This is a genomic window from Paenibacillus cisolokensis (assembly GCF_018403665.1).
Classification (GTDB): domain Bacteria; phylum Bacillota; class Bacilli; order Paenibacillales; family Paenibacillaceae; genus Paenibacillus_AH; species Paenibacillus_AH cisolokensis.
The window spans coordinates 1-24,299 of sequence record NZ_BOVJ01000023.1 but is presented as its reverse complement, the minus strand read 5'-3'; the positions used below and the strand labels follow the sequence as shown (position 1 = coordinate 24,299).

Genomic DNA, 24,299 nt, shown 5'->3' with positions numbered 1-24,299 from the left:
GTACAGGAGTAGCCAATCGGCCGTTTATCCCGAAATGAAAGGACATGCCAGGTCGAATGCACAATTTTCTCCGCGCTTCCCCTTATTGATTCAGCACGTTGTCTTCCAATACCGCGAACTTGTCCCCGTATTCCCGGACGATGTGTTTTTCCCCCCAATCGCATAGAGCGTCCAGGATCGGCTTCAGGCTCCATCCGTATTCGGTAAGCTCATACTCCACTTTCGGCGGCACCTGATTGTAAACGATTCGTCTCACGATGCCGTCCTGCTCCAACTCCCTCAGCTGCTGCGTCAGCATCTTCTGCGTAATATTGGGCATGTTGCGCTTCAAATCGCTTGTTCGTTTTTTCCGCGCGTCAAGTGGCATAGGATTACGCATTTCCATTTGCCCCCGATCACTTCCAGCGTAGCTTCCACCGAAATGTTGTATTTTTTCGTGCTCAAAACGTATTCACTCCTATGCTTGTATAGGCACTTTTTAGTACCTATAGTACTTCAAAGTACGTACTGTTATTCGGTGTATGCATCATTCATAATAACATTTGCCGGCCGGCAACACCATACTGCAGGAGTCGAGATAATATGCCGCAGAATCAAAGGAAAAGCGCGTTTGCGCTATTTGCGCTGGCGATCAGCGCATTTGCCATCGGAGCGACGGAGTTTATCAGCGTCGGACTGCTCCCGCTTATTTCCGAAGACTTGAATATATCGGTCACGACTACGGGATTGACCGTTACGTTGTACGCTTTGGGGGTCACGTTCGGCGCGCCTGTCTTAACGGCCCTTACTTCCGGAGTCGCGAGAAAGACGCTGCTTTTGTGGATCATGATTGTATTTATTATCGGAAACGCCTTGGCCGCTTCGGCCACCGGCATCGGCGTGCTGCTGGCGGCGCGCGTCATCTCGGCGTTTTCGCACGGCGTCTTCATGTCAATCGGCTCGACCATCGCCGCCGATCTGGTGCCCGAGAACCGTCGGGCCAGCGCCATCTCGATCATGTTTTCCGGCCTGACGATCGCGACCGTCATCGGGGTGCCTTTGGGAACTTATATCGGGCAGGAGTGGGGTTGGCGAATCGCTTTTATGCTCATCACCGCAGCCGGTATTGCCGCTTTTGTCGCCAATCTGACGCTGGTTCCTTCTTCAGGCTTGCGTAAAGGAAAGCCTGTCACCTTTCGGGATCAGGCCAAAGTAATCACGAACGGACGGCTGCTGCTCGTGTTTGCCATCACTGCCTTGGGGTACGGCGGAACCTTTGTTGTCTATACGTATTTGTCCCCGGTGCTGAGCGAAATCAGCGGATTCCCGGAAAAACGGTCGCGCTTATTCTCGTGCTTTACGGCGCGGCGATTGCCATCGGCAATGCAATTGGAGGAAAAGCGGCCAACCGCAAACCGGTTACCGCGCTGCTGTTCATGTTTTTCATCCAGTCCGCCGTGCTTTTCATCTTTACCTTCACCGCACCGTACCCGGCGGTCAGCCTGATCACCGTATTTTTTATGGGCTTGCTCGCGTTCATGAACGTTCCCGGTCTTCAGGTTTATGTGGTTATACTTGCCGAGCGGTTTGTTCCACAAGCGGTGGACGTCGCTTCCGCGATCAACATTGCCGCGTTTAATGCCGGTATTGCGCTCGGGGCATACCTGGGGGGAATCGTGACGGACACAATCGGTCTTATGCATACCTCTTGGGTCGGCGCTGTGATGGTTGCGGCCGCCGTCCTGCTGACGGTTTGGGCTAGCTTTATGGAGAACAAAGATTCGAAGGCTGTCAGCGCCAAGCAGGTTCTTCATTCCAAAGGAGGTCTATAATAATGGCAAAACATTTGCAAGATACGACCGAGCTTCACAACGGGGTGCGAATGCCCTGGTTCGGCATCGGGGTCTTTCAAGTCGAAGAGGGAGACGAGCTCGTCCAGGCTATTAAATTTGCGGTCAATCACGGCTACCGGAGCATCGATACCGCAGCGATTTACAAAAACGAAGCGAGCGTCGGCCAAGCGATTCGCGAAGCGCTTGCGGAGACCGGACTTGCAAGAGAAGAGCTGTTCGTGACATCCAAAGTGTGGACAGCCGATCTGGGCTACGAGCAGACGCTGGCCGCCTTCGATACGAGCCTGAACAAACTGGGGCTGGATACGCTCGATTTGTATCTGATCCACTGGCCTGTAAAAGGGAAATATAAAGAGGCGTGGAGGGCGTTGGAAACCTTGTACAAACAGGGGCGAGTCAGAGCGATCGGCGTCAGCAATTTTCAGGTTCACCATCTCGAAGACCTGATGCAGGACGCCGAAATCAAGCCGATGGTCAACCAGGTCGAATTCCATCCGCTGTTGACCCAGGAAAAGCTGCGGTCGTATTGCCGGGAGCACGGCATACAGCTCGAAGCCTGGTCGCCGCTCATGCAGGGCCAACTGCTGAATCATCCGGTCATTATGGAAATCGCCGGCAAATACGGCAAAACGGCGGCTCAGGTTATATTACGCTGGGATTTGCAGCATGGCGTCGTCACGATTCCGAAATCGACGAAACCGAGCCGGATCGCCGAAAACGCCGACGTCTTCGATTTCGAGCTGGCGCCGGAAGACGTCGGGCGCATCGACCGGTTGAACGAAGATCGCCGTGTCGGTCCCGATCCGGACAACTTCGATTTTTAATTGCTCGTTATAGGAGCCATAAAAACGAGACTGCCGGAAGTCATTTCCGGCAGTTTGATGTTTAGCGGCGCTTTCCCGGCCGAAAAACCGTATCAACCGTCAGCGACTGGCAAGATGCCGGGCTCCCCTGCCGGCAAAATGGCGTTTCGCCGCCGGTTTTCATGCCGGCTGCTGCCTATGAGTTTGTCTTGTCAGTCGCCGCTTGCGTCTTATTATCGGTTGCTTCGTGCGACTTACCGGCCTCTTCATTCTTTTTATCGGCCGCCGCTTGCGTCTTGGACGGCTTCGGGTGCGGCTTCTTCGCCATCTCCTCTTCAAAGCACGCCTGCAGCTCGGCAAGCTTTCGGGGATCGTCGAGCGCCACTTTGTTTTGGAGATATTGCTCGACGATCTTCTCCCATTGCGGTTCCGTCTTTTGCAACCGCATCGACCGGACCGCCTGCTTGACGAGACGGCGTTCCTTGGCGTTGGTGTACGTGTCCTTGTATTGCTGCGCCTGGTCGAAGTCCAGATGATCGAATACGGCGCGGAATATTTCGGCCGTCATGCGCGCGTCGTCCAGCGCCCGATGCGCCGAGCCGGCGGGCGTTATGCCGAGATCGGCCATCGCTTTCTCCACGCTGACGTCGTTCGTCAGGTTGCGATACCGCAAAAATCCCTTTAACAAGTCAAAATATTTCGCGGCCAGCCATCGGGAATCGTCCAGTTTATGCATTCGCGTATCCAGCACGATGCGCTTGATATCTTCTCCGCCCCAGGTGACGAGCAAATATTCGCCGCTTCGGTCCAGCCATGCGCAAAAGTCCGCGATAACCTTGGGAAAACGGGGCGCGCGGTCGATCTCTGCCTGAGGGATGCCGGTCTTTTTCCGGATGAAGCTGTTCAGCTTGGAAAAATAAACGGGCTTGATCAGAGAGGTAAACTCGTCTGTCTTCCGCAAGGAGGAGTCGAGCCGGACCGCTCCGATCTCGATCAGTTCCATCGGCAGATCGCTTGCAAATTTGCGGCCGTTAAATTCAATGTCCAGCACAATGTAATCCACGATGCAGGCCTCCGTATCGTTCAATTCACGCTTTCTATTGTAACAGAAATGAAGTCGGGATGGCGAAACCGGGAGTAAGACTAATCGCCGCCGCCCCCCACCGCCATCACCACCGCCGCCGCTGTCCCCGCCGTTGTCGCTGCCGCTATCCCAACCGCCGCCCCCGCCGTAACCGCCCCCGCCGTGGCCGCCGGAGCGGGAGGCGGGCTTTGCCAGCGGGATGGCGTTCCAGATGCGGTACTGCTCCTGAATGGCGGATATCGCTGCGGGCTGAAGCAGCGGAACAACGGACAGCAAGTCCGAATCGGTCTGCCGCAGCTGTTGGATAAACGACGGACTGACGCCGGTAATAAGCGCTGCCTGCGCATGCCGCTCCAGCGAGTCCCTGTCGATGGTGTCGGGATCTGTTTTTCTTCAACTGCCGTCTCCAGCGCCGGATCGCGTAGTAGTATGCCAAAGATTCGCTGTTCAAATTATGCCTCGGAAGACGCCACAGCAAAATAAGCGAAGCCAAAACAAGCAGCATGAGCCGGTCGAAAACCTCGTTATCGACGATGTATGCGCCGGCAAACAGGCTTCCGAGCAATACGGCGGCCGTATAGCCTTTGTGCCCGGTAACGAGAATCGAGACCCGGTTCTTGTCGACGTCATTAAACATAAAAAAATTCCAGTCCAGTTTGGCAAAATCGGCATAGTTCCTTGCCGTCCGGCGGAATGTACGCTTCGAAAAATTCGATGCCTCCGTGACCGAGCGTTTCGACGTATCGTTCCGTTCCGTTCATTTCCCGGTGGAAATTGTATGTAACGATTTCTTCGATATACAGATCGCCGTCCGGCATGATGTAGGCGCGCGCATCAACACGGTCGACGGAATACAAGTCCGATGTTGTCGTGCATCCGGCCAGAAGCATACTTGGGTCGGGGCAAAACGATGCCGGAATACGAAATAGATGCGAGGAAACGCCGGATAGTACGGATGAAGCGGGATTTGCGCAGAAGGCGGTTCAGAAACGGTCACGAAGGCCGTGTAAGACGCTCGAGCCGTTCCAGATTGAGGTAAGCTTCTTCGTCCGACTGGCCGCACATTTCGGGGGAGGGGCGCAGACTTGTGCAGACGGATGGCCGCTCGGGCTTGCCGAATAGCCGGCAGCGGTTGTCTGCCGTCAATTGCGCGCAGCGGACGCCGGCCGGTTTGCCTTCCGGCATGCCCGGGATCGGAGAGGAGATGGAGATGACGATGCAGCATGCGGCACATCCGACACGGCAATCCATAACGGCATACCTCCTCGGTTCGGTTTAACACGTTCGGGCCATAAACGATTAACGGGGCCAATTATTAAGCGGGTTGATTAGCTGGCCATCATTTTTTGAGTCTCTTGTATACATTTTCCACATTTTATAAAATAAGTCCAGCAGGTTCGTCGGTTTTAGGGCGAAAGTCCGGGCGGCAACAGCTTGAGCCGTTCGGCCGACCGTGCTGATAACGGGTACGTCATCAAGCCGAAGGGCCAAATCGCAGCTGCCGACGGGCTGAGCACGATTGCCGTAGCCGTTAGGCCGTTAGGCGGCGCGAACGAACGGTATAGTTACGGAAGAAGAAGATTTTGGTTTTGTCGCGGTCAAGTTTTTTTCAGACTTTTGGTTTATAAGCGGTTAGATTTATGCCGATCCCGGCATCTACAATAGTGGGAGCGGAAGGGGGAGTAGCAGGATGGACGAATCGTTCGCGGCGGACGACAGTACGCTTGCGGCGCAAGCCCGCGAGGGCGATCATGCTGCATTTTACGAGCTGGTCAGACGCCACCGTGCCCGGGCTTGCGGCATCGCGCGGTCGATTATGAGGGACGATCATTTGGCGGAAGACATTGTCCAGGAGGCGCTCATCCGGGCGTTTCTTCATTTGGGTACTCTTGCGGATACCGGACGGTTTCTTCCCTGGTTCCATCGGATCGTGCGGACGCAGGCGCGGATGAAGCTGAGACGGGGCGGCCTGTATCGTCGCGAGCTGCCATTAACCGTCCTGGCCCCGCGGTTTTCGCGTGACGATCCGGGGTATTGGAACCAAGTGGACGGCAAGCTGTTCCATACGGAGGAACGTTTTGCCGAACCGTTCGGAGCTGCGGACGAACCTTCTGCGGAACTGATGCGCAAGGAGATGCTGGCTGCCATTGTCGGACTGCTCGATTGTCTGAACCGGAAGGAACGCGACATATTCGAGGCTCATTTCTTTCGCGAGCTGTCTCCGAAGGAAATTGCCGAATGCTTTCGCACGTCGCCCGCCTATATTTATAACAGCTTGTCAAAGGCGAGGAACAAGGTGCGAAACGAGAGACTGCGCGTATATGTCCGGGATTATGTGGCACAGCGACGGATCGAGGGATTGCCCGTTCGCCGCATGCTGGATGCCTCCATCATTCGCTTCCATTAATTTGTACGGAGGGGATTGCGTATGGAACAGCCGGTGCTGGCATACAAGCCGAGAACGGTCATCGGCGGTTTGAAACGGAAGTTGAACTTGCGGGAAAATGAAGAACAGCGGCTTATACCGCAGCTTTACACCCAATGGGAAAGGCGCCGCGGCGAATTGGCCGACGCGGTGCCCGGACGGACGTTCGGGGTGGAAATATATCCCGAAAAGCCGGATTTCAACCCGCACGTCGACCATTTTCATTATTTGGCCGGCGCGGAGATAACAGGGGAACATGAGCTGCCGGAAGGGATGGAAGCGTTCGTCGCCGAAGCGGGCACGTATGCGGTCTTTACTTATCGCGGGAAAATGGACGGTATCGGTGCGTTTATCAGCGAGGTTTACCAAGAGTGGTTCCCCCGGTCCGCGTACCGTCCAGGCTGTTACGATCTGGAAGTGTACGACGAGCGGTTTCGGGGACCCGATGACGAGCGGTCCGTCATGGAGTTTTGGGTGCCGGTTATCTATACGAAGCCGCATCATTGCGGAATTTATGAAAGCACTTGGACAACTGCCGCACAAGCGGTCCGGGAAGCGATCAAATTTACGGGAAAGAAGGACGTTTCGCTCGTCGATGTGATGGGCTATACCGGGCATGCATTCCGCATTAACATTCGCGATGGCGATGTCCACGTTTCCGGGCCGACCGCGTGGCATTGGGGACCGGTGCTGACGGAAGGGCTGCTCAACCTCGGCATTCGCGCCTCTTACTTGGGCGAGCTGAATTTTACGCCACCGACGCCCGAGCAGCTCGGTGATGCCATCGCCAAAGTGCAGCGCAGCATCGACCGGGGCGTTCCGGCGGTCGCCTGGGATCTGTTCATCCCGGAGTTCGGCGTCATTTTCGGTTACGACGACGAGAAGCAGGAGTTTCATGCCAAGGATGTCGGCAAGGAAGGGACGCTGCCGTACCACAAGCTCGGCCGGGGCGAGGTCGGCGAACTTTTCGTGCTGACGATGGACGAATGGTTCGAGGTCGATAAACGGACCGCTTTGGCCGGTGCGCTGCAAATCATTATTGATCATGCCCGCATCCAGGATCGTACGTTTCCCGAGTACCGGAACGGCCTTGCCGGTTTCGATGCCTGGATCGGGGCATTCCGCAAAGGCGCCGTCGACGTGTTCGGCAACGCCTACAACACGGCGGTCGTATGCGACGCGCGGGCCTATGCGGTGAAATTTCTCGAACAAATTGAGCAGCAGTGGAACGGTCCGGAGCCGGAACAACGCGAAGTATCCCGGCTTGCCGGAGAGGCTGCGGCTCATTACCGGACCGTATACGAGGCGCTGGCCGAGCTGCCGCCGCTGTATCCGTTTCCGCAAGGCGGCAATCCGGACATCGCCGCTAATGCGGAATATTCCATTGCGGTGCTGGAACGCGCCAAAGCCGCCGAAGAACGAGGCGTAGCCGTACTGGAACGGATGCGTGACGCGCTCGGCGGTTGACCGGGAACGGGCGGTTCCGTGTGAAGCCGCCAAGTGCGTCCCCGCGGGTGTCCGTTTGGAGTTGCTTAGTGCGTCCCTGTGGGTATTCGTATGGAGCTGTCTAGTGCGTCCCCGCGGGTATCCGTAAGGAGTTGCCTAGTGCGTCCCCGCGGGTATCCGTGTGGAGCTGTCTAGTGCGTCCCCGCGAGTATCCGTGTGGAGCTGCTTAGTGCGTCCCTGTGGGTGTCCGTTTGGAGCTGCTTAGTGCGAACCTGCATGCTTGGTGGTGCGAGAGGATGGGGGTGGTCGCCCCCTCCTACTCGATTTTAATCGCAATTCATTGTACAACATACAGTAGAATGTCCGATAACGGGCTTATAATCGGCGTTTCATTGTAAAATATGCAATAGAATAGGCCGAAACACCGGAATTAAGCGCTTTGGACGACAACCTATTGTACAAAATACAATGAAGTGCCCGAATAAGGGAGGCCAAACGGTATTCCGTTGTACAGAATACAATAGGAACGGTCGCACCTCGGGTAGGAGCATGCGTATGCGATCCATTTCACCATTGTAATTAAGCGATGCCCATGCCCAGCCAATCCATTTTTGCTTTAAAATGAGCGAGTACTCACTTCCCAAACGCACGGTCGATCGCATATAATGAAGAAAATGAGTGATTACTCACTTCGAAAGGATGTGTCTTTCATGGTTGCGAGCGTTGCAGGAAATGCCGCCTCCGCCTCTTCCCCGGTTGTGGAGATTCGCGATTTGACGCGCAAATACGGGGAGCGCACGATTCTGGAACGTATAACGCTGCAGGTCGGGCGCGGCGAATTGTTCGGATTGCTCGGCCCCTCCGGCTCCGGCAAGACGACGCTGATCAAGCTGATTACCGGCATCGAGAAGGCGGACGGCGGGACCGTCCATGTTTTCGGCGAACGGATGCCCCGTCTTGCCTTGCTCGGCCGGTTCGGGTATATGGCGCAATCGGACGCGCTGTATAACGAACTGACCGCACGCGAAAATCTGCTCTTTTTCGCCTCGCTTTACGGATTGTCCGGCGCCCGTCGCCAAGAGCGCATACAGGCAGCGATGCGCATCGTCGATCTGACCGATCATATGAACAAACCCGTCGCCGCCTATTCCGGCGGGATGAAGCGGCGGCTGTCGCTTGCCATTGCGCTTTTGCACGATCCGGAACTGCTTGTGCTCGACGAGCCGACGGTCGGCATCGATCCGTTATTGCGGCAATCGATATGGAAGGAGCTGTTCGCCCTGCGGGATCGGGGGACGACGATCATCCTGACGACGCATGTCATGGATGAAGCGGACAAATGCGACCGGATCGGCCTGATTCGGAACGGCCGCCTGACAGCCGTCGATTCTCCGGAGGCGCTCAAGACGCAGAGCGGGGCGGCTACGCTCGAAGAGGCATTCATTGTTCTCGGGGGAGGGGATCAAGCATGAGAACGCGTGCGCTCGCCATTCGGATCATTCGCCAATTTGTTCGCGACAAGCGTACGATGGCGTTGATTTTTCTCGCCCCGCTGCTTGTATTGACGCTGGTTCATTTTATTTTTAACGGCCAGCCGGTCACTCCGGACATCGGTACGGTTCAAATGCCGGAGCAATTGAACCGGCAGCTTGCGGACGCCGGCGCCCGTGTCGTTTTCTATGACAGTCCGGATGATGCGGAGCAGGCTCTGAAGGAAGGGGAATTGGATGCCGTCCTGTCGTTTTCTGATGGAAAGCCGGCGATCGTGCTGGAAGGCAGCGATCCTTCGATGAGTAAAGCCGTTCTGCTCTTGATGCAGCAGGTTATGCAGAACCAGGCCCCGGCGTTTCAGCCGGATATAACGTATTTGCACGGCAATGCGGATCTGTCTTCGTTCGATTCGTTCGGACCGGTGCTGATCGGATTTTTTCCTTTTCTTCGTCTTTCTCATTGCCGGCATTTCCCTTCTGCGCGAGCGCACGACCGGAACGCTGGAAAGATTGCTGGCTACGCCGATTCGTCCGGCCGAAATTGTCGGCGGGTATCTGCTGGGCTTCGGCGTGTTCACCCTGCTCCAATCGACGCTGATCACCTCTTTCTCGGTTGGTGTGTTAGGGATGTACATGGCCGGTTCCTTCTGGCTCGTGCTGCTGATCAACCTGCTGCTCACTTTGACGGCGCTGACGCTCGGCACGCTGCTCTCGACTTATGCCGGCAGCGAACTTCAGATGATTCAGTTCATTCCGCTTGTCATCGTGCCGCAAGTGTTTTTCTCCGGGCTGTTCCCGCTGGACTCGATGAGTCCCTGGCTGCAGAAGCTGAGTTATATCATGCCGCTCTTCTACGGCGCGGACGCGATGAGGGGCGTCATGATTCGCGGGGAAGGGATCGGCTCGATTCAGCTCGACATCTATGTGCTGCTCGGCTTCTCCGCCGTCTTCGCGCTGCTCAATATTGTTGTTTTGCGGAAACAGCGAGCGATATAATGATGATGAAAAGGAACGGTTTTTCAGAAGGACCGATAAGGAGTTAGGTAAAATGACGAAACCGCTGGAGCCTTGGATGGAGGAGCTGCTTCATGGCGATTCCGGAGCCAGAATGACGGAAAAACAAGCCCGAATTTTCAAAGCGGCTATCGATGTGTTCGCGGAAAAAGGCTATGCGGCGTCTTCGACGAGTGAAATCGCGCAGCGGGCCGGCGTGGCGGAGGGGACCATTTTTCGCCATTACAAAACCAAGAAAGATTTGCTGCTGTCGATCGTGACGCCCGCGATGGTGAAGCTGCTGGCTCCGTTCGTGGTGCGGGAAATACGGGAAGTGCTGGATTCCGATTATGAAAGTTTCGACCAGTTCCTGAGAGCGATGATCGACAACCGAATCGCATTCCTGAACCAGAATCGCAGCCTGTTCAAAATAATCGTTCAGGAAATTCCGTTTCATCCCGATCTTCAGGAGCAGTTGGAACATCTCATATTCTCCCAGGTGAAAGGCAAGCTGGACGCCATCGTGAGCAAGTTCAAGGCCGAGGGGAAATTGATCGACCTGCCTTCTTTGACGATTATAAGGCTCACCGCGTTTTCCATCCTCGGTTATGTCGTGCTTCGTGACATCGTCGGAAGACGGGATGAATCGAAATGGGATGATGAGCTCGAACGCGAAGCGACGATCAATTTTATTATGAAAGGGTTGGCGCCGTAAAGCAGCCTTGTTTCTCAAATATTCCCGAGCACGTGTTCCAGCTCGTCCCATTGGCCGGCCGTCCACAGCATTTCGCGGGCGAACCGGTGCGGAGCGGTGCTAAACCGATCCATGCCGGGACGAATCCACCAGAACGATTCGACGAGCCAGGCGTGCCGTACGGCATGCAGCAGCCGGCCTTTCGCCAGCGGCCGAATTTGCCGGTATCCTTCGGCAAGCGCGGCGGCCGCTTCCCGGCGGAAGGCGCCGCGATCCAGCGTTAACGACAGAACGGCCCGTCCGAGATCGAGCATCGGATGCGAATAGCGGACGCGGTCGAAATCGACGATGGCGGCCAGCTTGTCCGACTCGAACAGCAAATTGTCGGCCCACAGATCGAGGTGGGTCCAGCCCGGGCATTCGTCCGCCCATTCGCCCGGAACGAGCCGCCCGATTATGCTCCGTTGAAGCTGCAGCGCTTGCAGCGTCGCCGCCGGTGCGCCGGCGGCTTCTTCCTGCCGCTGCTCCCACTTCTTCATCAAGCCAGGCAGGTCAACGGTCCACAGCGGCTGTGCCGGACGTTCCTCCGCCGCCGCGGCAAGATTTCCATCATTCCAGACGGCATGCATGAAAGCTGCGGCGGCGCCGAGGCTGCGCATTTGCTCCGGGGTAGCCTTGCCGGCCGGGACCATCCTTCCCGGACAGCCGGTCATAACGACGAACATCCGGCCCGAAGCCGTCCGGTGCAGCAGCCGCTGTCCGCCGGCTTCCAGCAATGCCGGGCAGGCGCCTCCCGCTTGGCGGAACGCCGCTTGCAGGCGAAGCGCCTGGCCGATTTCCCGCCAAACGGTCTCCTGATGCTTGCGGTACCGCTCCGGATGATAGCTCTTGACGAACAGCGGTCCGGCATTCGTCTGCAGCATCCATTTCTCGTTCATATACCCCCGGCGAATCGGCCTCGAGCCGGCAATGGCGATATTCCACTCGGCACGCATCACGTCGGCGATCTCTTGCAGCAAATCGCGGCTCATCGTTTTCCCCTCCTCGTTTCGAGTATTTATTTCGGAGCGGAGCGTCTTCATTCCTTCAACGGTTTTCGCCTGCGGCATTTTCGGCCGCTTTTTTATCGGTTTGACATGAAACCAAAAGGTTTCGTATAATGGGAACGGCGATATGAAACCAAATGGTTTCGCATAATCGGTTTGACGATAGGAAACCGACAGCGAAAACCGTCAAGATGAGGAGGAACGAGCAATTGGACAGCCATAAAGGAACCGCTTTGCCGGATATCCGCCATACGCTGGTCATAAACGCGCCAATCGACAAAGTTTGGGACGCCGTTGCGACGTCGGAGGGCATCGCCGCCTGGTTTATGCCCAATACGTTCGAGCCCGTGCTCGGTTATGAATTTATTTTGGAAGCCGGCCCGTTCGGCCAATCGCCGTGCAAAGTAATCGAATTGGATCCTCCGAACCGTCTGTCGTTCCGGTGGGATAAAGATTGGACGGTCACGTTCGCGCTGGAGGCAGACGGGGACAAGACGGTATTCACGCTTATCCATTCCGGCTGGGACGCGGATACGGTCACCAAGTTCAATCAATCGCATACGGACGTGCGGGAGCGGATGGATCAGGGCTGGGGCGGACTCGTGCGGAAGCTGGCGCAATACGCGGAGGGCTGAGATGCGCGCTGCCAAGCCCCAATATGACGTATTCCAGGCGATCGCCGATCCGACCCGGCGCGAGCTGTTAAAACTGTTGGCCGACCGCGAATTGCCGGTGACCGCCATCAGCGTCCGCTTTCCGATGAGCCGGACGGCCGTTTCCAAGCATCTGCGCGTGCTGTCGGAGGCGGGGCTGGTGAAGGGGCGAAAGTCGGGGAGGGAGATGCGGTACCGGCTCGAGCCCGAGCCGTTGCTGGAGCTCAAGCGATGGCTTGCCTATTACGAGCGGTTTTGGGCCAATAAGTTGGCGGCCTTGCAGCGTTATGTGGAAACGAAAGACGATGCGGCCGGGGGAGAGGAAGAACAATCCGGCGCCAATTTTTGAGGCTTGCCCGTAGTCGTCGCAGGACGGCTTCGGGCAAGCTTTTTTGTGCGGTACGGTCGATGCTTCGGTCCGTTTTTGCGTAAGAGGAGGCCGATTCGGGTATAAGTTGCATGCCGGAAAGTGCGGATCATCTCGAAATGACTGCAAATAACGGCAGAACGCAGCTCTATTGGCCGGATCCTTTCATCGCGGGTTCGGGGCATGCGCGCGCGTGAGGAATATTGCGACTTTGGCGGAATCCAATTTTTGCTGGACAACGAACGGGAGATGCACTAGTATTTTGTTTAATTAGAACATTATATGTTCGAAATAAACAAATAAAGGAGCGGTCGGCGATCATGTCCAATAAGGTAAGGATGAACCGCATGTTCAGCGAACGGGGCAAATGCTTCGACGTCGCGATCGACCACGGTTTTTCAATGAGCACTCCTTCTTGTCCGGCATTGAAAATATGAAACAGGCGGTCGAAACGATCGTTCGGGCAGGACCCGACTGCGTGCAGCTGAGCGCAGGCCAGGCGCGCCTTCTGCAAGAGATTCCCGGCAAGCGCAAGCCCGGTCTCGTCTTGCGGACCGACGCGGCCAACATCTACGGCAGCGCGCTGCCAAGCGTGCTGTTCAGCGAGCTGATCGACCGCGCCGCCGAGCAGGCGGTGCAGCTCGACGCGGTGGCGGTCTGCGTCAATCTGCTGCTGCTGCCCGGCCAGCCGGAGCTGCACCGCCAATGCGTCCGCAACGTGATGATGCTCAAGACCGAATGCGAGCGCTACGGCATGCCGCTGATGGTGGAGCCGCTCGTCATGCTCCCGAACGAGGCGAAGGGCGGCTACATGGTCGATGGCGACATCCGCAAATTATGCCGCTCGTCCGGCAGGCGGTGGAGCTTGGAGCCGATATCATCAAGGCCGACCCGTGCGACGATGTGACCGAGTATCACCGCGTAATTGAAATCGCTTCCGGAGTGCCGGTGCTGGTGCGCGGCGGCGGCAGAGCCGGCGATCGGGAAATTATCGGGCGGACGGTAGAACTGATGAAGCAGGGCGCATCGGGGATCGTATACGGGCGCAACGTAATCCAGCACCCGAATCCGGCCGGCATGACCGCGGCGCTGATGGCGGTCGTCCATGAAGGCGCTTCCGCGGAGGAGGCGCTCGCCATACTGGAAAGGGGAGACGTCCGATGAAGAAGCGCATTATCCGATTCGGCGTCATCGGCTGCGGCCTGATGGGCAAGGAGTTCGCCAGCGCGGCGGCGCGCTGGTGCCATCTGACGGATATGGACGTCGAGCCGCGTATCGTCGCAGTAAGCGATCCCGTCCCTGCCGCCGCCCAGTGGTTCAAGGACCGGGTGCCGACGGTGGAGAACGTCTATTCGGACTACCGGGAGCTGCTCGCCGATTCGTCTGTAGAGGCGGTATATTGCGCCGTTCCGCATCATTTGCATGAACGGATTTACATCGACATCGTCAAGGCGGGCAAGCATCTGCTCGGCGAGAAGCCGTTCGGCATCGACCGGGAAGCGAACGCCGCCATTCAGGCCGCGATTGATGCGCATCCCGGGGTCATTGTCCGCTGCTCGTCGGAGTTCCCGTTCTTTCCCGGGGCGCAGCAAATCATCCGGTGGGTAGGGGAAGGCCGGTTCGGCCGCATTATCGAGGTAGAAGCGGGGTTCTGGCATTCCAGCGACCTGGACCCGACGAAGCCGATCAACTGGAAGCGCCGGACGGCCACGAACGGCGATTACGGCTGCATGGGCGATCTGGGCATGCATGTGCTGCATCTGCCGCTGCGCTTCGGCTGGAAGCCGGCCAGCGTTCGGGCCTTGCTTAGCAAGATTATGGAGGAGCGGCCGGACGGCGAAGGCGGGACGGCCCCTTGTGAGACGTGGGACAATGCGATACTGGCATGCGAGGTGAAGACGGCCGATCAGCAGTTCCCGATGCTGCTGTCGATGAAGCGGATCGCGCCGGGTCATGCGAATACATGGTTTATCCGCATTTGCGGAACCGCTTTCTCGGCCGAATTTTCGACGAAAAATCCGAAGCAGGTCGCGTCGCTCCCGTACGAGCCGGGCGGAGAGCAAGCCTGGCACGTCGCCGATGCGCCTTACCGGTCGGCCTACGGGACCATTACCGGCTCCATCTTCGAATTCGGTTTTTCCGATTCGATTTTGCAGATGTGGGCGGCGTTTTGCGACGAGATCGCGCATCCCGGCAAGATGCGGCAGCCGTTCCGCTGCGCCACGCCGGAAGAGGCGGCGGACAGCCATCGCGTCTTCACCGCCGCGCTCGAATCGGAACGCACCGGCGCCACGATCGCGATAGACTGGAGGAATTGAGCGATGAGTGCGGGCAAGGCGGATATCGTCGTCGCCGGACATATCTGTCTGGACATTATTCCGGACATGCAGCAGAGCGGCGGAAGCGTCGAGGGGATGCTGACCCCGGGCAAACTGACGCAGGTCGGGCCGGCGCTTGTCGCGACCGGCGGCGCGGTCTCCAATACCGGACTGGCGCTGCATCGGCTCGGCTTTCCGGTGCGGCTTATGGGCAAAATCGGAAACGACGGCTTCGGCAAAACGATTGTCGAGGTGTTGGAAAGCTACGGGAACGGACTGGCGGACGGCCTGATCGTCGCCGAAGGCGAGCACAGCTCTTATTCGATCGTCATCAGCCCGCCGGGCGTAGACCGTATTTTCCTGCACGCGACAGGGGCGAACGATACGTTCCGGGCGGCGGATGTGCGTCCGGAAATGCTGGCGGGCACCCGGCTGTTCCATTTCGGCTATCCGCCGCTGATGCGCCGGATGTACGAACGCGGCGGCGAAGAGCTGGAGCGTCTTCTGTCCGGCGCCAAGTCGGCGGGGCTGACCGTATCGCTCGATCTGGCCAGGCCCGATCCCGGCTCGCCGGCCGGGCGCGCGGACTGGCGTTCCATTCTGGCCCGGACGCTGCCGCATGTCGATGTGTTCATGCCGAGCTATGAAGAAATCTTGTTTATGCTGCGGCCGGATCGGTACCAGGCGCTTGCGCGGGAGTACGGTTCGGAGGCGCTGCTTCGTTATGCGGACGGGGAAGAGCTGTCGCGGCTTGCCGGCGAGCTGCTCGGGATGGGTGCCGCCGTCGTCGCCTTGAAGCTCGGCGAATACGGGCTATATGTCCGTACGACGGACGATCCTGCCCGGCTGTCCGCGATGGGCCCGTGCGCTCCGCAGGCGGCGGCAGCCGCAGGCTGGACCGGAAGGGAGCTGCTCGCACCCTGCTTCCGGGTCGAGACGGCGGGAACGACCGGCGCCGGCGACTGCACGATCGCGGGTTTCCTTGGCGGATTGGCGCAAGGGCTCGCCCTCGAGCAAACGCTGCTCTGCGCCGTCGGCACCGGCGCCTGCAACGTCGAGCGCGCCGACGCCGTAAGCGGCGTGCCGGCGTGGAGCGAGGTGCGGCGCCGGATCGCCGCAGGCTGGCCGCAGCGCGAGCGCACCGTTCCGCTGTCCGGCTGGCGGCGGATCGACGCAGGCGATGGCGCCAGTCTGTACGAGAAAGGTTAGCTGGCGTCCGGCCCCGTTGCTTTGCGCCGGGATAATGTCCGGCCGCGGTCAAGTCGCGCCAACGCGCCGTGACACCATCGTCCAGCCGCGGTCAAGCCGCATCAACGCGCCGTGACTCCGCTGTTCGGTGCGGCCAAGTCGCGCCAACGCGCCGGATTCCGCTGTTCGGTGCGGTCAAGCCGCGTCAACGCGCCGTGACTCCGCTGTTCGGTACGGTCAAGCCGCGCCAACGTGCGGATTCCGCTGTCCGGCCGGCCTCCATCGATGGCGGGGCATACGGCGGGGCGGCCGGCGGGGGAAGAGCGTCACAAGGGCATTTAAATTTTGAAGGAGGGGTAGAAGCATGACATTGAAGCGAAGCGAAGTGCGCAAGGCGCAGGCGAGAGCGGCCGACATGCTGGCCGCGGCGGGCATTGCGGTCACGCCGTCCGAGCGGGACAGCCTGGAGGTGGCCGGATTCGGTCTCGGGTCGCTGGAACGCGAAGGGCTGCAGTTGATCACTTATATCAATACCGACCGTTACTGCGCCAAGGAACTGGTCCTGTTTCCCGGTCAGACTTGCCCCGAGCACCTGCATCCCCCGGTCAACGGCGAACCCGGCAAAATGGAGACGTTCCGCTGCCGCTCCGGTCTTGTCTATCTGTACGTCGAAGGAGAACCGTCCCGGAACATTCAGGCCGTCGTCCCCGCCGAAAGCAAGGCGTATTATACGGTATTTCACGAAATCGCGCTCCGTCCCGGGGAGCAGTACACGATTCCGCCCGGCACCAAGCATTGGTTTCAGGGCGGCCCGAACGGCGCGGTCGTCTCGGAATTTTCCAGCACGAGCCGGGACGAATTCGATATTTTCACCGATCCGCGAATTGTAAGAATGCCCGTTATCGAGGAAGACGAAGAGCGAAGCACATAGAAGAAAGCGAGGCCGAAGCGGCATCCGTCACGCTTCCGGCGCCAGGCCCGGGAGCCGGAAGCGTGACGGCTTGAGCCGCATGCTGCATCGCAGCAAGCGCTCTTTGCGCGCGGTCAGGCGGACCGCTTCGGCCGGAGCAGCCCGGCCGGTAAGCGCATGGCTGCGCGTATGGCCAGCCCCCCTTATCCGGCCGGAATCGTCACGGCAAAGGGAGGCTGCTGCGGCGGCGCTGCAGGCCCGTTTCATGACAGATCGACCCTAAAACCCTCGCCGCGCAACGTCCGGATCATCCGGCGCTTCTTGCCCTCAGGTTTGTCCCTAAGGCAACGAATATATACCTTCGCCTGTTGCTCTTCCTGCCGAATTCATATCCCCCGCCCTTGTCCCACATGACCGCCCAGCCGAGGGCGATGCCGCGGTCCAGCCATCGATCGTTTCACAATGCGATAATCACAATACGATAATTCACAATATGGTAAGTCACAATCCGCTAATTCACAACACGGCAATTCCTTTTCTATGATCCTATTACGCGCCTTTCTAGCATCAAGCTGCATCTTCACGTAATATAGAAGGGAGATGCAGCATGGATCGAAATGGAGGAGAAGGAACAAAATATGAAAAAATCGATAATCAGCTGGATAGCGGTATTGTTCGCATTGCTGCTTGCGGCCGTTATGGCCGGTTGCGGCTACGTCGGAACGGCTTTTGAAGGAAAGACCGTATCCGAGACCGTCGCCCTGGAAGGGGTCGATACGATACGAATCGAGGCGGGCGGCACGGACGCCGTGCTGGCTGCCGGGGGAAAGACGGAGAGCTGCTCGCCGAGATGGTGACGTACGGCAAAGGGCCGGAATTGAACGTGTCCGAACGCGACGGCGTCGTCACGATCGCAATCGACAAGCCTGCCGGACTTTCGGTTGGCAGGCAGCCCCGATTGGCCGTGTCTCTACCCGACAACTATGAAGGTGCGGTCGAGATCGAGAGCGGCAGCGGCGATGTGACGGCCGATAACCTGACCGCAGGCGATCTGACGTTCGACAGCGGCTCTGGCGATTTCGAGGTAAAATCGCTGAAAGCCAGCCGCATCGACGGCCGAACGTCCAGCGGGAATATTCGGATAGACGCCGCGGAGAGCGGCGGAGATATTGCATTATCGACATCGAGCGGCGAGATCCGGCTGCAAAAGCGGAGAGCGGCGGCGGCATCGCGCTGAATGCTTCGAGCGGGGACATCGAATTGAACGCCGCCGGTAGCGCCGGCGACATCAAACTGTCGACGTCGAGCGGAGATATCGAGCTGGAGCTGGCGAACAGCTTGGGCGATATCGATTTGTCGACAGCGAGCGGGGATGCGTCCGTTCAATTTGCCGGCGAGCGTCCCGGTATGCGGCTCGATCTGGAGTCTGCGAGCGGCTCGAAGACGGTCGCGTTCGAGCTGCGGGATCTGGAGCAGACGAAGCGGACGTTGAAAGGCATTTACGGCGACGGTTCCCGCACGCTCAAAATCCGCACGCAGTCCGGAGACATCTCGGTCCGTTGACAGACCCTTAAACGTTTCCCGACCCGAAAAGTTTCAGTATACGGTGCGAATCGTTTTCGTGCGAGTCATGGTAAAGAGAAAAAGCGAACATGCATCTTCGGCTCCACACCGACAGTGGTTCCGGAGATGCTTTCGTTATGTTTGCGGTACGGCACTCGGCTGTCAAATGGCCGTGTCGTCGTGCTAACGGAAGGAGCCCGCAGCGCCTGCGAAAATGACGATTGCAGTTTGGACGCAAACCGGTATAATTACTGGTGTTATTATTGGATATTGCCGGATGGTCCGGACCGGTTTCGGACGCTCCGGATACGTATGAGCAGTGGCGCGAACAGCCGCCTTATTCTGTCAAACAAAGGGGATGGGATGAACGACATGACGAGCCAACCGATTATCCGCTTCGAGCGGGTAACCGTTCAGTATGACGACGATCCGCCCGTACTGCGGGACGTCAGCTTCGAAATCGAACGGGGCAAATTTTATACGCTGCTCGGCCCTTCCGGCTGCGGCAAAACGACAATTCTGCGCCTGATCGCCGGCTTCATCGAACCGACGCAAGGAAATATTTATTTCAACGGGACCGTCGTCAACCGCGTGCCCGCCGAGAAGCGTCAGGTTAACACGGTGTTTCAGGACTACGCGCTGTTCCCGCATCTGAACGTTTTTGAAAATGTCGCCTTCGGCCTGCGGGTGAAAAAAATGAAGTCGGCCGACATCAAGGTCAAAGTGCGGGAAGCGCTGCGGTTCGTCAACCTCGACGGCTACGAGACGCGCCGCATTTCGGAAATGTCCGGCGGGCAGCGTCAGCGCGTCGCGATTGCCCGGGCGATCGTCAACCGGCCGGAAGTGATTTTGCTGGACGAGCCCTTGTCCGCGCTCGACCTGAAGCTGCGCACCGAAATGCAGTACGAGCTGCGGGAGCTGCAGCGCCGTCTGGGCATTACCTTCATCTTCGTCACCCACGACCAGGAAGAGGCGCTCGCGATGTCGGACGAAATTTTCGTGCTGAACGAAGGGATCATTCAGCAAAGCGGCACGCCGACCGACATCTATGACGAGCCGATCAACCGGTTCGTGGCCGATTTCATCGGCGAGTCGAATATCGTGCCGGGCCGGATGACCCGCGATTATCTGGTCGAATTCGCCGGCAAGCCGTTCGAATGTGTCGACCGCGGATTGACGCCGAACGAGCCGGTCGAGGTCGTCATCCGCCCCGAGGATTTGGAAATTACGTCGCCGGAGCAGGGCAAGCTGCGCATAAAGGTCGATTCCCAGCTGTTCCGCGGCGTTCATTACGAGATTCTCGGCCACGACGAAGCGGGCAACAAGTGGCTCGTCCATTCGACGAAGAAGGCGACCGTCGGCGAAGAGATCGGCCTCACCTTCGAGCCGGAAGCGATCCACGTCATGCGGTTCGGCGAGACGGAAGACGAGTTCGACAAACGGTTGGAAGCGTACGGAGAGAACGGTCATGTCAAGTAATACCCGAAATCTGTACCTCATTCCGTACGTCGCCTGGATCGCGCTGTTCGTCGTCGCGCCGATTCTGCTTATCGTCTATTATTCGTTCTTCGATGTGGAAGGACAGCTTACGCTCGATAATTACGCCCAATTTTTTACGCCCGTCTATTTGCGCATGACGCTCAGCTCGTTCTGGTACGCTTTTCTGATTACCGCGTTTTCGCTGCTGGTCGCGTACCCGACTGCCTACTGGCTCACCCGGACGAAGCATAAACGGCTGTGGCTCATGCTGATTATATTGCCGAGCTGGATCAATCTGTTGCTGAAGGCGTACGCCTTCCTCGGACTGTTCGGCACATACGGCCTGGTCAACGCGCTGCTGGAGACGATCGGCATCGGCGCGCGGCAAATTTTGTTCACCGACTTCAGCTTTGTGTTCGTGTCGGTTTATATTTTTATTCCGTTTATGGTGCTGCCGATTTTCAATTCGCTGGAAGAATTGAATCCGTCGCTGCTGTATGCGGCGCGCGATCTCGGCGCTTCGCCCTGGACCACGTTCCGGCGCGTCGTCTTCCCGCTGACGCTCAGCGGCGTGAAAGCGGGCTGCCAGGCCGTGTTCATTCCGGCGCTTTCGCTGTTTATGCTGACGCGGCTGATCGCCGGCAACCGGGTCATTACGCTCGGCACGGCGATCGAGCAGCATTTTCTCGTGACGCAGGACTGGGGAATGGGAGCGACGATCGCCGTCTTCCTCGTCATCGTCATGGCCCTTTTCATGATCGCGACGGGCGAGAGGAAGGTGAGAAGAATCCGGTGAGAAGGACAATCAAATGGCCCAATTTATATTTAATCGCCGTCTTCATCGTGCTGTATGCGCCGATTTTGTACCTGGTGTATTATTCGTTCAACAGCGGCGGCACGATGCGCGAATTCGAGGGTTGGACGCTGGCGTGGTACCGCGAGGTATTTGCCGATACCCGGCTGCTCATTATTGTGCTCAATACGCTCGTCATCGCGCTCTTGTCGGCCGCCATCTCGACGATGCTCGGCGTCGTCGGCGCGCTGGCGATCCATCAGGTCAGAAGACGCCGGCGGAAAAATGCGCTGCTGTCTCTCAATAACGTGCTGATCGTCAGCCCGGATGTCATTATCGGGGCGTCGTTCCTCATTCTGTTCACGATCGCCGGCATCCAGCTCGGCTTCTCGTCGGTGCTGCTGTCCCACATCGCGTTCAGCGTGCCGATCGTCGTGCTGATGGTGCTGCCGAAACTGCAGGAGATGAGCCCGACGCTGGTCGACGCGGCGCGCGATCTCGGAGCGAACCGCTGGAATGTGCTGACGAAAGTGACGCTGCCCTGTATCAAGCCGGGCATTATCGCCGGATTTTTCATGGCGCTCACCTATTCGCTCGACGATTTTGCGGTTACCTTCTTTGTGACGGGCAACGGCTTTTTGACGCTGTCGGTGGAAATTTACTCGCGGGCTCGCCAAGGCATTTCGCTGTCGATTAACGCGCTGTCGACGCTCCTGTTCCTCTTCACCATGCTGCTGGTCGTCGGCTATTATCTGATCGATCAGCGGAGCGGCCGGCCCGCCGGAGCGGAGGTGCGCCGATGAAATCGATCGTAAGGCTGTTCGTCGGCGTTTTCGCGGCGGCGTTCGCGCTCATGTACGTGACGTCGCTGCTCAATTCGTCGCAAGGCTATACCGGCGGCAATACGCTCACGATCTATAACTGGGGCGATTATATCGATCCGGAACTCATTACCGAGTTCGAGGAGCAAAGCGGCCTGAAGGTGATCTATCAGACGTTCGATTCGAACGAGGCGATGATGACAAAGGTGGCGCAGGGCGGCACGACGTTCGATGTCGCCATACCGTCGGAATACGCGATCAGCAAGATGAAGGAAGACGATCTGCTGATTCCGCTCGACCACGACAAGCTGCCGAACATGAAATATATCGACGAACGGTTTATGGACCTGCCGTTCGATCCGGGCAACGAATATTCGATTCCGTACTTTTGGGGCACGGTCGGCATCGTCTACAATCCCGACATGCTGGACGGCCGCAAGCTGACGAGCTGGAACGATCTGTGGGATGAACGGCTGCGCAATCAGATTCTGCTCGTGGACGGCGCGCGCGAAGTGATCGGGATGGGGCTGAACAGTCTGGGCTATTCGCTTAACGACACGAACGAGGAGCATTTGCAGGAAGCGAAGCGCAAGCTTGCCGCCTTGACGCCGAATGTGAAGGCGATCGTCGGGGACGAGATCAAGATGCTGATCGCAGGCGAGGAAGCCGCTGTCGGCGTCGTCTGGTCCGGCGACGCGGCAGAGATGATGTGGGAGAACGAGAAGCTGGACTATGTCGTCCCGAAGGAAGGGTCCAATCTGTGGTTCGACAATATGGTCATCCCGCGTACGGCCCGAAACATCGATGGGGCTCACGCGTTCATCAATTTCATGCTCGATCCGGAAGTTGCGGCGCGCAATGCGGAATATGTCGGATACTCCACGCCGAACGCCGCCGCGCTGGAACTATTGCCGGAAGAGATATCGGGCGACGAGCGGTTTTATCCGGACGCCGTGCTGACCGCCAAGCTGGAAGTGTATGAAAATCTCGGAAAACGGATGCTCGCGCATTACAACGATCTGTTTCTGGAATTCAAAATGCATCGAAAATAGCGCCGGCGCGAATCGGCAGACCCCGGACAGGCTGAAACCAAATATGGTATGATAACGAAGACAACAGGATGAGCCGAAACAGCGGTTATCCATGCTGGACGGATTTCAACAGATGGGGCGGTGGATCATGTATGAAGCATGTCGTGACGGTATGGGGAGCGAATTTTCGCACCGAGGAAGAACTGAGAGCATTCGTCGAGCCTGTAAGCCATGACGACGGTGAAACGTTGCCCTCGGAGTTTATGACGCGAAGCGGTATCGGTTGGTTCGATGCGGATTTTATGGAGACCCACTTTATAAACAGCGATGAAGAGCGCAGAATGTTCATCGCGTACATGCATCGGGATTATTCGCCGCACGAGCAATTTGCCGAACATCTGCCAGCCACCTTATACGCCAGCATCGGGCTGTACAATTCCATTATTTTGCTGTACGGCAACGATTCCCCGTCAGGCGCCGTCAACGAACAGCTGTTCCGGATCGCTCGGTCCGGGGCGGCTCCCGGTTCTTCCGCCATCCTGGTGGCGGGAATCGAGTACGAGACTTGAAGCGATGAGAAAGCAAGGGGAGCCGGTTCGGGAACAATCCGGCCCCTTTGCTGTTCCAAAGTCAAGGGCGGTGCAATTCCATCATAACCGGAACGTTGAGCTTGTTGTGATGGAACAAATAATCGGAGCATTGAGCCGGTTGTGATTCAACAAAAATAATCGTAACCCATTAGGCCGGTTGTGTTTAACAAAAATCTGAAGGGCTTGTGAGTTTGCTGGCGGTGATCAGCGAGAAGGGATACTCACCAACATGGAATACACTTGGACAGAATACACTTGGAAATTTACCAATCACGTATTTGGGAAATTTTTACTTATGAATACCTCCTTTGTTATGGAGTAGGTAACATGCCTGCACCACTAACAATAGGAGATTTTTTATAGGTGCCAGAGACGCTGACGAACCCTGGAAACGCTATTTGTGCGAAAACGGTGGGGGGATTAACTCCGGCCATTTTTCACTCGGGAAACTGCATTTTGCAGTTTCTGCTCATCGCTTCTGCTTGCCCGCCCAAACGTCCGCTCCATCCGTCAAACTGTCCCCGTCGATCGGTGTGTCCTGCCTTCATCGTCCCCGTCTCCCGTCCGTCTGTGCGCCCCACCTGCATCGTCCCCGTCGTCCGTCCGTCTGTGCGCCCCACCTGCAGCATCCCCGTTGCCCGTCCAACGGTGCGCCCGCTTTCAACGCCCCTAGTCTCCCGGCAGATTGCTTTGGCGAAATCCTGCAAAAGTGCAGGAATTTTGGCCCGAATAGATGACTATGGGGTAAAATCCTGCGAAAGCTCTACGGCCCC

At 57.7% G+C, this 24,299-nt stretch carries 26 protein-coding genes and 3 pseudogenes; 22 read left to right on the top strand and 7 right to left on the bottom strand.

Features of this window, described 5'->3' with window-relative positions; all coding sequences use genetic code 11:
- Positions 1-82: 82 nt before the first annotated feature.
- A pseudogene (locus PACILC2_RS03475) lies at positions 83-444 on the bottom strand (winged helix-turn-helix transcriptional regulator).
- A 138-nt stretch (positions 445-582) separates the two neighbouring features.
- Here PACILC2_RS03475 and PACILC2_RS03470 point away from each other — a divergent pair.
- Positions 583-1,811: pseudogene (locus PACILC2_RS03470) on the top strand (MFS transporter).
- Positions 1,812-1,813: 2 nt separating this feature from the next.
- On the top strand, positions 1,814-2,656 hold the full coding sequence (locus PACILC2_RS03465; RefSeq protein WP_213527525.1) for an aldo/keto reductase: 843 nt from the start codon (positions 1,814-1,816) through the stop codon (positions 2,654-2,656).
- Positions 2,657-2,831: 175 nt separating this feature from the next.
- On the opposite strand, the gene PACILC2_RS03460 is transcribed toward PACILC2_RS03465, so the two are convergent.
- The 3 genes from PACILC2_RS03460 to PACILC2_RS03450 all read right to left on the bottom strand — a co-directional run bounded on the left by PACILC2_RS03460 (position 2,832) and on the right by PACILC2_RS03450 (position 4,970).
- Complete coding sequence (locus PACILC2_RS03460; RefSeq protein ID WP_244863200.1) at positions 2,832-3,995, bottom strand: 3'-5' exonuclease; 1,164 nt, start codon at positions 3,993-3,995, stop codon at positions 2,832-2,834.
- A gap of 353 nt (positions 3,996-4,348) precedes the next feature.
- A complete protein-coding gene (locus PACILC2_RS03455; RefSeq protein WP_213527523.1) occupies positions 4,349-4,576 on the bottom strand; it encodes a hypothetical protein in 228 nt (75 codons plus the stop codon).
- Between the two features lie 136 nt (positions 4,577-4,712).
- Entirely contained in the window at positions 4,713-4,970 is a 258-nt protein-coding gene (locus tag PACILC2_RS03450) for a YkgJ family cysteine cluster protein (RefSeq protein WP_213527521.1), read from the bottom strand.
- Positions 4,971-5,409: 439 nt separating this feature from the next.
- Between PACILC2_RS03450 and PACILC2_RS03445 the strand changes: the two genes are divergently transcribed.
- The 5 genes and pseudogenes from PACILC2_RS03445 (at position 5,410) to PACILC2_RS03425 (ending at position 10,788) form a co-directional block, all read left to right on the top strand.
- Complete coding sequence (locus PACILC2_RS03445) at positions 5,410-6,126, top strand: RNA polymerase sigma factor (protein WP_062490714.1); 717 nt, start codon at positions 5,410-5,412, stop codon at positions 6,124-6,126.
- 21 nt (positions 6,127-6,147) lie between these two features.
- Complete coding sequence (locus tag PACILC2_RS03440; RefSeq protein WP_213527519.1) at positions 6,148-7,611, top strand: GyrI-like domain-containing protein; 1,464 nt, start codon at positions 6,148-6,150, stop codon at positions 7,609-7,611.
- Between the two features lie 689 nt (positions 7,612-8,300).
- Entirely contained in the window at positions 8,301-9,062 is a 762-nt protein-coding gene (locus PACILC2_RS03435) for an ABC transporter ATP-binding protein (protein ID WP_062490718.1), read from the top strand.
- Positions 9,059-10,076, top strand: a pseudogene (locus tag PACILC2_RS03430) (ABC transporter permease). Before PACILC2_RS03435 ends, PACILC2_RS03430 begins: the two are co-directional and overlap by 4 nt.
- Positions 10,077-10,128: 52 nt before the next feature.
- Complete coding sequence (locus tag PACILC2_RS03425; RefSeq protein WP_062490722.1) at positions 10,129-10,788, top strand: TetR/AcrR family transcriptional regulator; 660 nt, start codon at positions 10,129-10,131, stop codon at positions 10,786-10,788.
- 14 nt (positions 10,789-10,802) lie between these two features.
- On the opposite strand, the gene PACILC2_RS03420 is transcribed toward PACILC2_RS03425, so the two are convergent.
- A complete protein-coding gene (locus tag PACILC2_RS03420; protein WP_213527517.1) occupies positions 10,803-11,798 on the bottom strand; it encodes a phosphotransferase in 996 nt (331 codons plus the stop codon).
- Positions 11,799-12,022: 224 nt separating this feature from the next.
- Between PACILC2_RS03420 and PACILC2_RS03415 the strand changes: the two genes are divergently transcribed.
- From PACILC2_RS03415 to PACILC2_RS03390, 7 genes are all read left to right on the top strand, one after another.
- A complete protein-coding gene (locus tag PACILC2_RS03415; protein WP_244863199.1) occupies positions 12,023-12,448 on the top strand; it encodes an SRPBCC family protein in 426 nt (141 codons plus the stop codon).
- 1 nt (position 12,449) lies between these two features.
- Positions 12,450-12,815, top strand: a complete 366-nt coding sequence (locus tag PACILC2_RS03410; protein WP_213527516.1) for an ArsR/SmtB family transcription factor — start codon at positions 12,450-12,452, stop codon at positions 12,813-12,815.
- A 433-nt stretch (positions 12,816-13,248) separates the two neighbouring features.
- Positions 13,249-13,740, top strand: coding sequence for a hypothetical protein (locus PACILC2_RS27800; protein ID WP_280515264.1), 492 nt, complete (start codon positions 13,249-13,251; stop codon positions 13,738-13,740).
- Positions 13,671-13,997 carry a hypothetical protein gene (locus tag PACILC2_RS27795; protein ID WP_372447035.1) on the top strand — a complete coding sequence of 109 codons (327 nt, stop codon included), beginning with the start codon at positions 13,671-13,673 and terminating at the stop codon, positions 13,995-13,997. The genes PACILC2_RS27800 and PACILC2_RS27795 overlap by 70 nt, the downstream gene beginning before the upstream one ends.
- Positions 13,994-15,151, top strand: a complete 1,158-nt coding sequence (locus PACILC2_RS03400) for a Gfo/Idh/MocA family protein (RefSeq protein ID WP_213527514.1) — start codon at positions 13,994-13,996, stop codon at positions 15,149-15,151. Before PACILC2_RS27795 ends, PACILC2_RS03400 begins: the two co-directional genes overlap by 4 nt.
- Positions 15,152-15,154: 3 nt before the next feature.
- Positions 15,155-16,360: a carbohydrate kinase family protein gene (locus PACILC2_RS03395; RefSeq protein WP_213527512.1), complete on the top strand. Its 1,206-nt coding sequence runs from the start codon at positions 15,155-15,157 to the stop codon at positions 16,358-16,360.
- A 394-nt stretch (positions 16,361-16,754) separates the two neighbouring features.
- Complete coding sequence (locus tag PACILC2_RS03390; RefSeq protein WP_235593411.1) at positions 16,755-17,270, top strand: D-lyxose/D-mannose family sugar isomerase; 516 nt, start codon at positions 16,755-16,757, stop codon at positions 17,268-17,270.
- A gap of 27 nt (positions 17,271-17,297) precedes the next feature.
- Here the strand turns inward: PACILC2_RS03390 and PACILC2_RS03385 are convergent, their stop codons facing one another.
- Positions 17,298-17,516 (bottom strand): hypothetical protein, encoded by a 219-nt coding sequence (locus tag PACILC2_RS03385; protein WP_213527509.1) that lies wholly within the window; start codon positions 17,514-17,516, stop codon positions 17,298-17,300.
- Between the two features lie 371 nt (positions 17,517-17,887).
- On the opposite strand from PACILC2_RS03385, the gene PACILC2_RS03380 reads away from it, so the two are divergent.
- The 8 genes from PACILC2_RS03380 (at position 17,888) to PACILC2_RS03345 (ending at position 23,505) form a co-directional block, all read left to right on the top strand.
- On the top strand, positions 17,888-18,106 hold the full coding sequence (locus PACILC2_RS03380; protein ID WP_213527507.1) for a hypothetical protein: 219 nt from the start codon (positions 17,888-17,890) through the stop codon (positions 18,104-18,106).
- Complete coding sequence (locus PACILC2_RS03375; protein ID WP_213527505.1) at positions 18,100-18,486, top strand: DUF4097 family beta strand repeat-containing protein; 387 nt, start codon at positions 18,100-18,102, stop codon at positions 18,484-18,486. The genes PACILC2_RS03380 and PACILC2_RS03375 overlap by 7 nt, the downstream gene beginning before the upstream one ends.
- A 23-nt stretch (positions 18,487-18,509) precedes the next feature.
- Positions 18,510-18,812 (top strand): DUF4097 family beta strand repeat-containing protein, encoded by a 303-nt coding sequence (locus PACILC2_RS03370; RefSeq protein WP_213527503.1) that lies wholly within the window; start codon positions 18,510-18,512, stop codon positions 18,810-18,812.
- 372 nt (positions 18,813-19,184) lie between these two features.
- Positions 19,185-20,291: an ABC transporter ATP-binding protein gene (locus PACILC2_RS03365; RefSeq protein WP_062496511.1), complete on the top strand. Its 1,107-nt coding sequence runs from the start codon at positions 19,185-19,187 to the stop codon at positions 20,289-20,291.
- Complete coding sequence (locus PACILC2_RS03360) at positions 20,281-21,087, top strand: ABC transporter permease (RefSeq protein WP_213527501.1); 807 nt, start codon at positions 20,281-20,283, stop codon at positions 21,085-21,087. Before PACILC2_RS03365 ends, PACILC2_RS03360 begins: the two co-directional genes overlap by 11 nt.
- A complete protein-coding gene (locus PACILC2_RS03355) occupies positions 21,084-21,887 on the top strand; it encodes an ABC transporter permease (RefSeq protein ID WP_062490737.1) in 804 nt (267 codons plus the stop codon). Before PACILC2_RS03360 ends, PACILC2_RS03355 begins: the two co-directional genes overlap by 4 nt.
- Positions 21,884-22,957, top strand: coding sequence for an ABC transporter substrate-binding protein (locus tag PACILC2_RS03350; RefSeq protein WP_062490739.1), 1,074 nt, complete (start codon positions 21,884-21,886; stop codon positions 22,955-22,957). The genes PACILC2_RS03355 and PACILC2_RS03350 overlap by 4 nt, the downstream gene beginning before the upstream one ends.
- Before the next feature lie 131 nt (positions 22,958-23,088).
- Positions 23,089-23,505 carry an immunity 22 family protein gene (locus PACILC2_RS03345; protein WP_062490741.1) on the top strand — a complete coding sequence of 139 codons (417 nt, stop codon included), beginning with the start codon at positions 23,089-23,091 and terminating at the stop codon, positions 23,503-23,505.
- Between the two features lie 458 nt (positions 23,506-23,963).
- Here PACILC2_RS03345 and PACILC2_RS03340 read toward each other — a convergent pair whose 3' ends face one another.
- Entirely contained in the window at positions 23,964-24,146 is a 183-nt protein-coding gene (locus tag PACILC2_RS03340; protein ID WP_213527499.1) for a hypothetical protein, read from the bottom strand.
- Positions 24,147-24,299 lie beyond the last annotated feature (153 nt).

Bases quoted from the DNA above. Each gene is read 5' to 3' on its own strand.
- PACILC2_RS03410 (WP_213527516.1), top strand. From the start codon at position 12,450: ATGCGCGCTGCCAAGCCCCAATATGACGTATTCCAGGCGATCGCCGAT.
- PACILC2_RS03435 (WP_062490718.1), top strand. From the start codon at position 8,301: ATGGTTGCGAGCGTTGCAGGAAATGCCGCCTCCGCCTCTTCCCCGGTT.
- PACILC2_RS27795 (WP_372447035.1), top strand. From the start codon at position 13,671: ATGCCGCTCGTCCGGCAGGCGGTGGAGCTTGGAGCCGATATCATCAAG.
- PACILC2_RS03380 (WP_213527507.1), top strand. From the start codon at position 17,888: ATGAAAAAATCGATAATCAGCTGGATAGCGGTATTGTTCGCATTGCTG.
- PACILC2_RS03345 (WP_062490741.1), top strand. From the start codon at position 23,089: ATGAAGCATGTCGTGACGGTATGGGGAGCGAATTTTCGCACCGAGGAA.
- PACILC2_RS03400 (WP_213527514.1), top strand. From the start codon at position 13,994: ATGAAGAAGCGCATTATCCGATTCGGCGTCATCGGCTGCGGCCTGATG.
- PACILC2_RS03440 (WP_213527519.1), top strand. From the start codon at position 6,148: ATGGAACAGCCGGTGCTGGCATACAAGCCGAGAACGGTCATCGGCGGT.
- PACILC2_RS03445 (WP_062490714.1), top strand. From the start codon at position 5,410: ATGGACGAATCGTTCGCGGCGGACGACAGTACGCTTGCGGCGCAAGCC.
- PACILC2_RS03360 (WP_213527501.1), top strand. From the start codon at position 20,281: ATGTCAAGTAATACCCGAAATCTGTACCTCATTCCGTACGTCGCCTGG.
- PACILC2_RS03375 (WP_213527505.1), top strand. From the start codon at position 18,100: ATGGTGACGTACGGCAAAGGGCCGGAATTGAACGTGTCCGAACGCGAC.
- PACILC2_RS03395 (WP_213527512.1), top strand. From the start codon at position 15,155: ATGAGTGCGGGCAAGGCGGATATCGTCGTCGCCGGACATATCTGTCTG.
- PACILC2_RS03385 (WP_213527509.1), bottom strand. From the start codon at position 17,516: ATGAAACGGGCCTGCAGCGCCGCCGCAGCAGCCTCCCTTTGCCGTGAC.
- PACILC2_RS03365 (WP_062496511.1), top strand. From the start codon at position 19,185: ATGACGAGCCAACCGATTATCCGCTTCGAGCGGGTAACCGTTCAGTAT.
- PACILC2_RS03425 (WP_062490722.1), top strand. From the start codon at position 10,129: ATGACGAAACCGCTGGAGCCTTGGATGGAGGAGCTGCTTCATGGCGAT.
- PACILC2_RS03450 (WP_213527521.1), bottom strand. From the start codon at position 4,970: ATGGATTGCCGTGTCGGATGTGCCGCATGCTGCATCGTCATCTCCATC.
- PACILC2_RS03350 (WP_062490739.1), top strand. From the start codon at position 21,884: ATGAAATCGATCGTAAGGCTGTTCGTCGGCGTTTTCGCGGCGGCGTTC.
- PACILC2_RS03420 (WP_213527517.1), bottom strand. From the start codon at position 11,798: ATGAGCCGCGATTTGCTGCAAGAGATCGCCGACGTGATGCGTGCCGAG.
- PACILC2_RS03465 (WP_213527525.1), top strand. From the start codon at position 1,814: ATGGCAAAACATTTGCAAGATACGACCGAGCTTCACAACGGGGTGCGA.
- PACILC2_RS03390 (WP_235593411.1), top strand. From the start codon at position 16,755: ATGCTGGCCGCGGCGGGCATTGCGGTCACGCCGTCCGAGCGGGACAGC.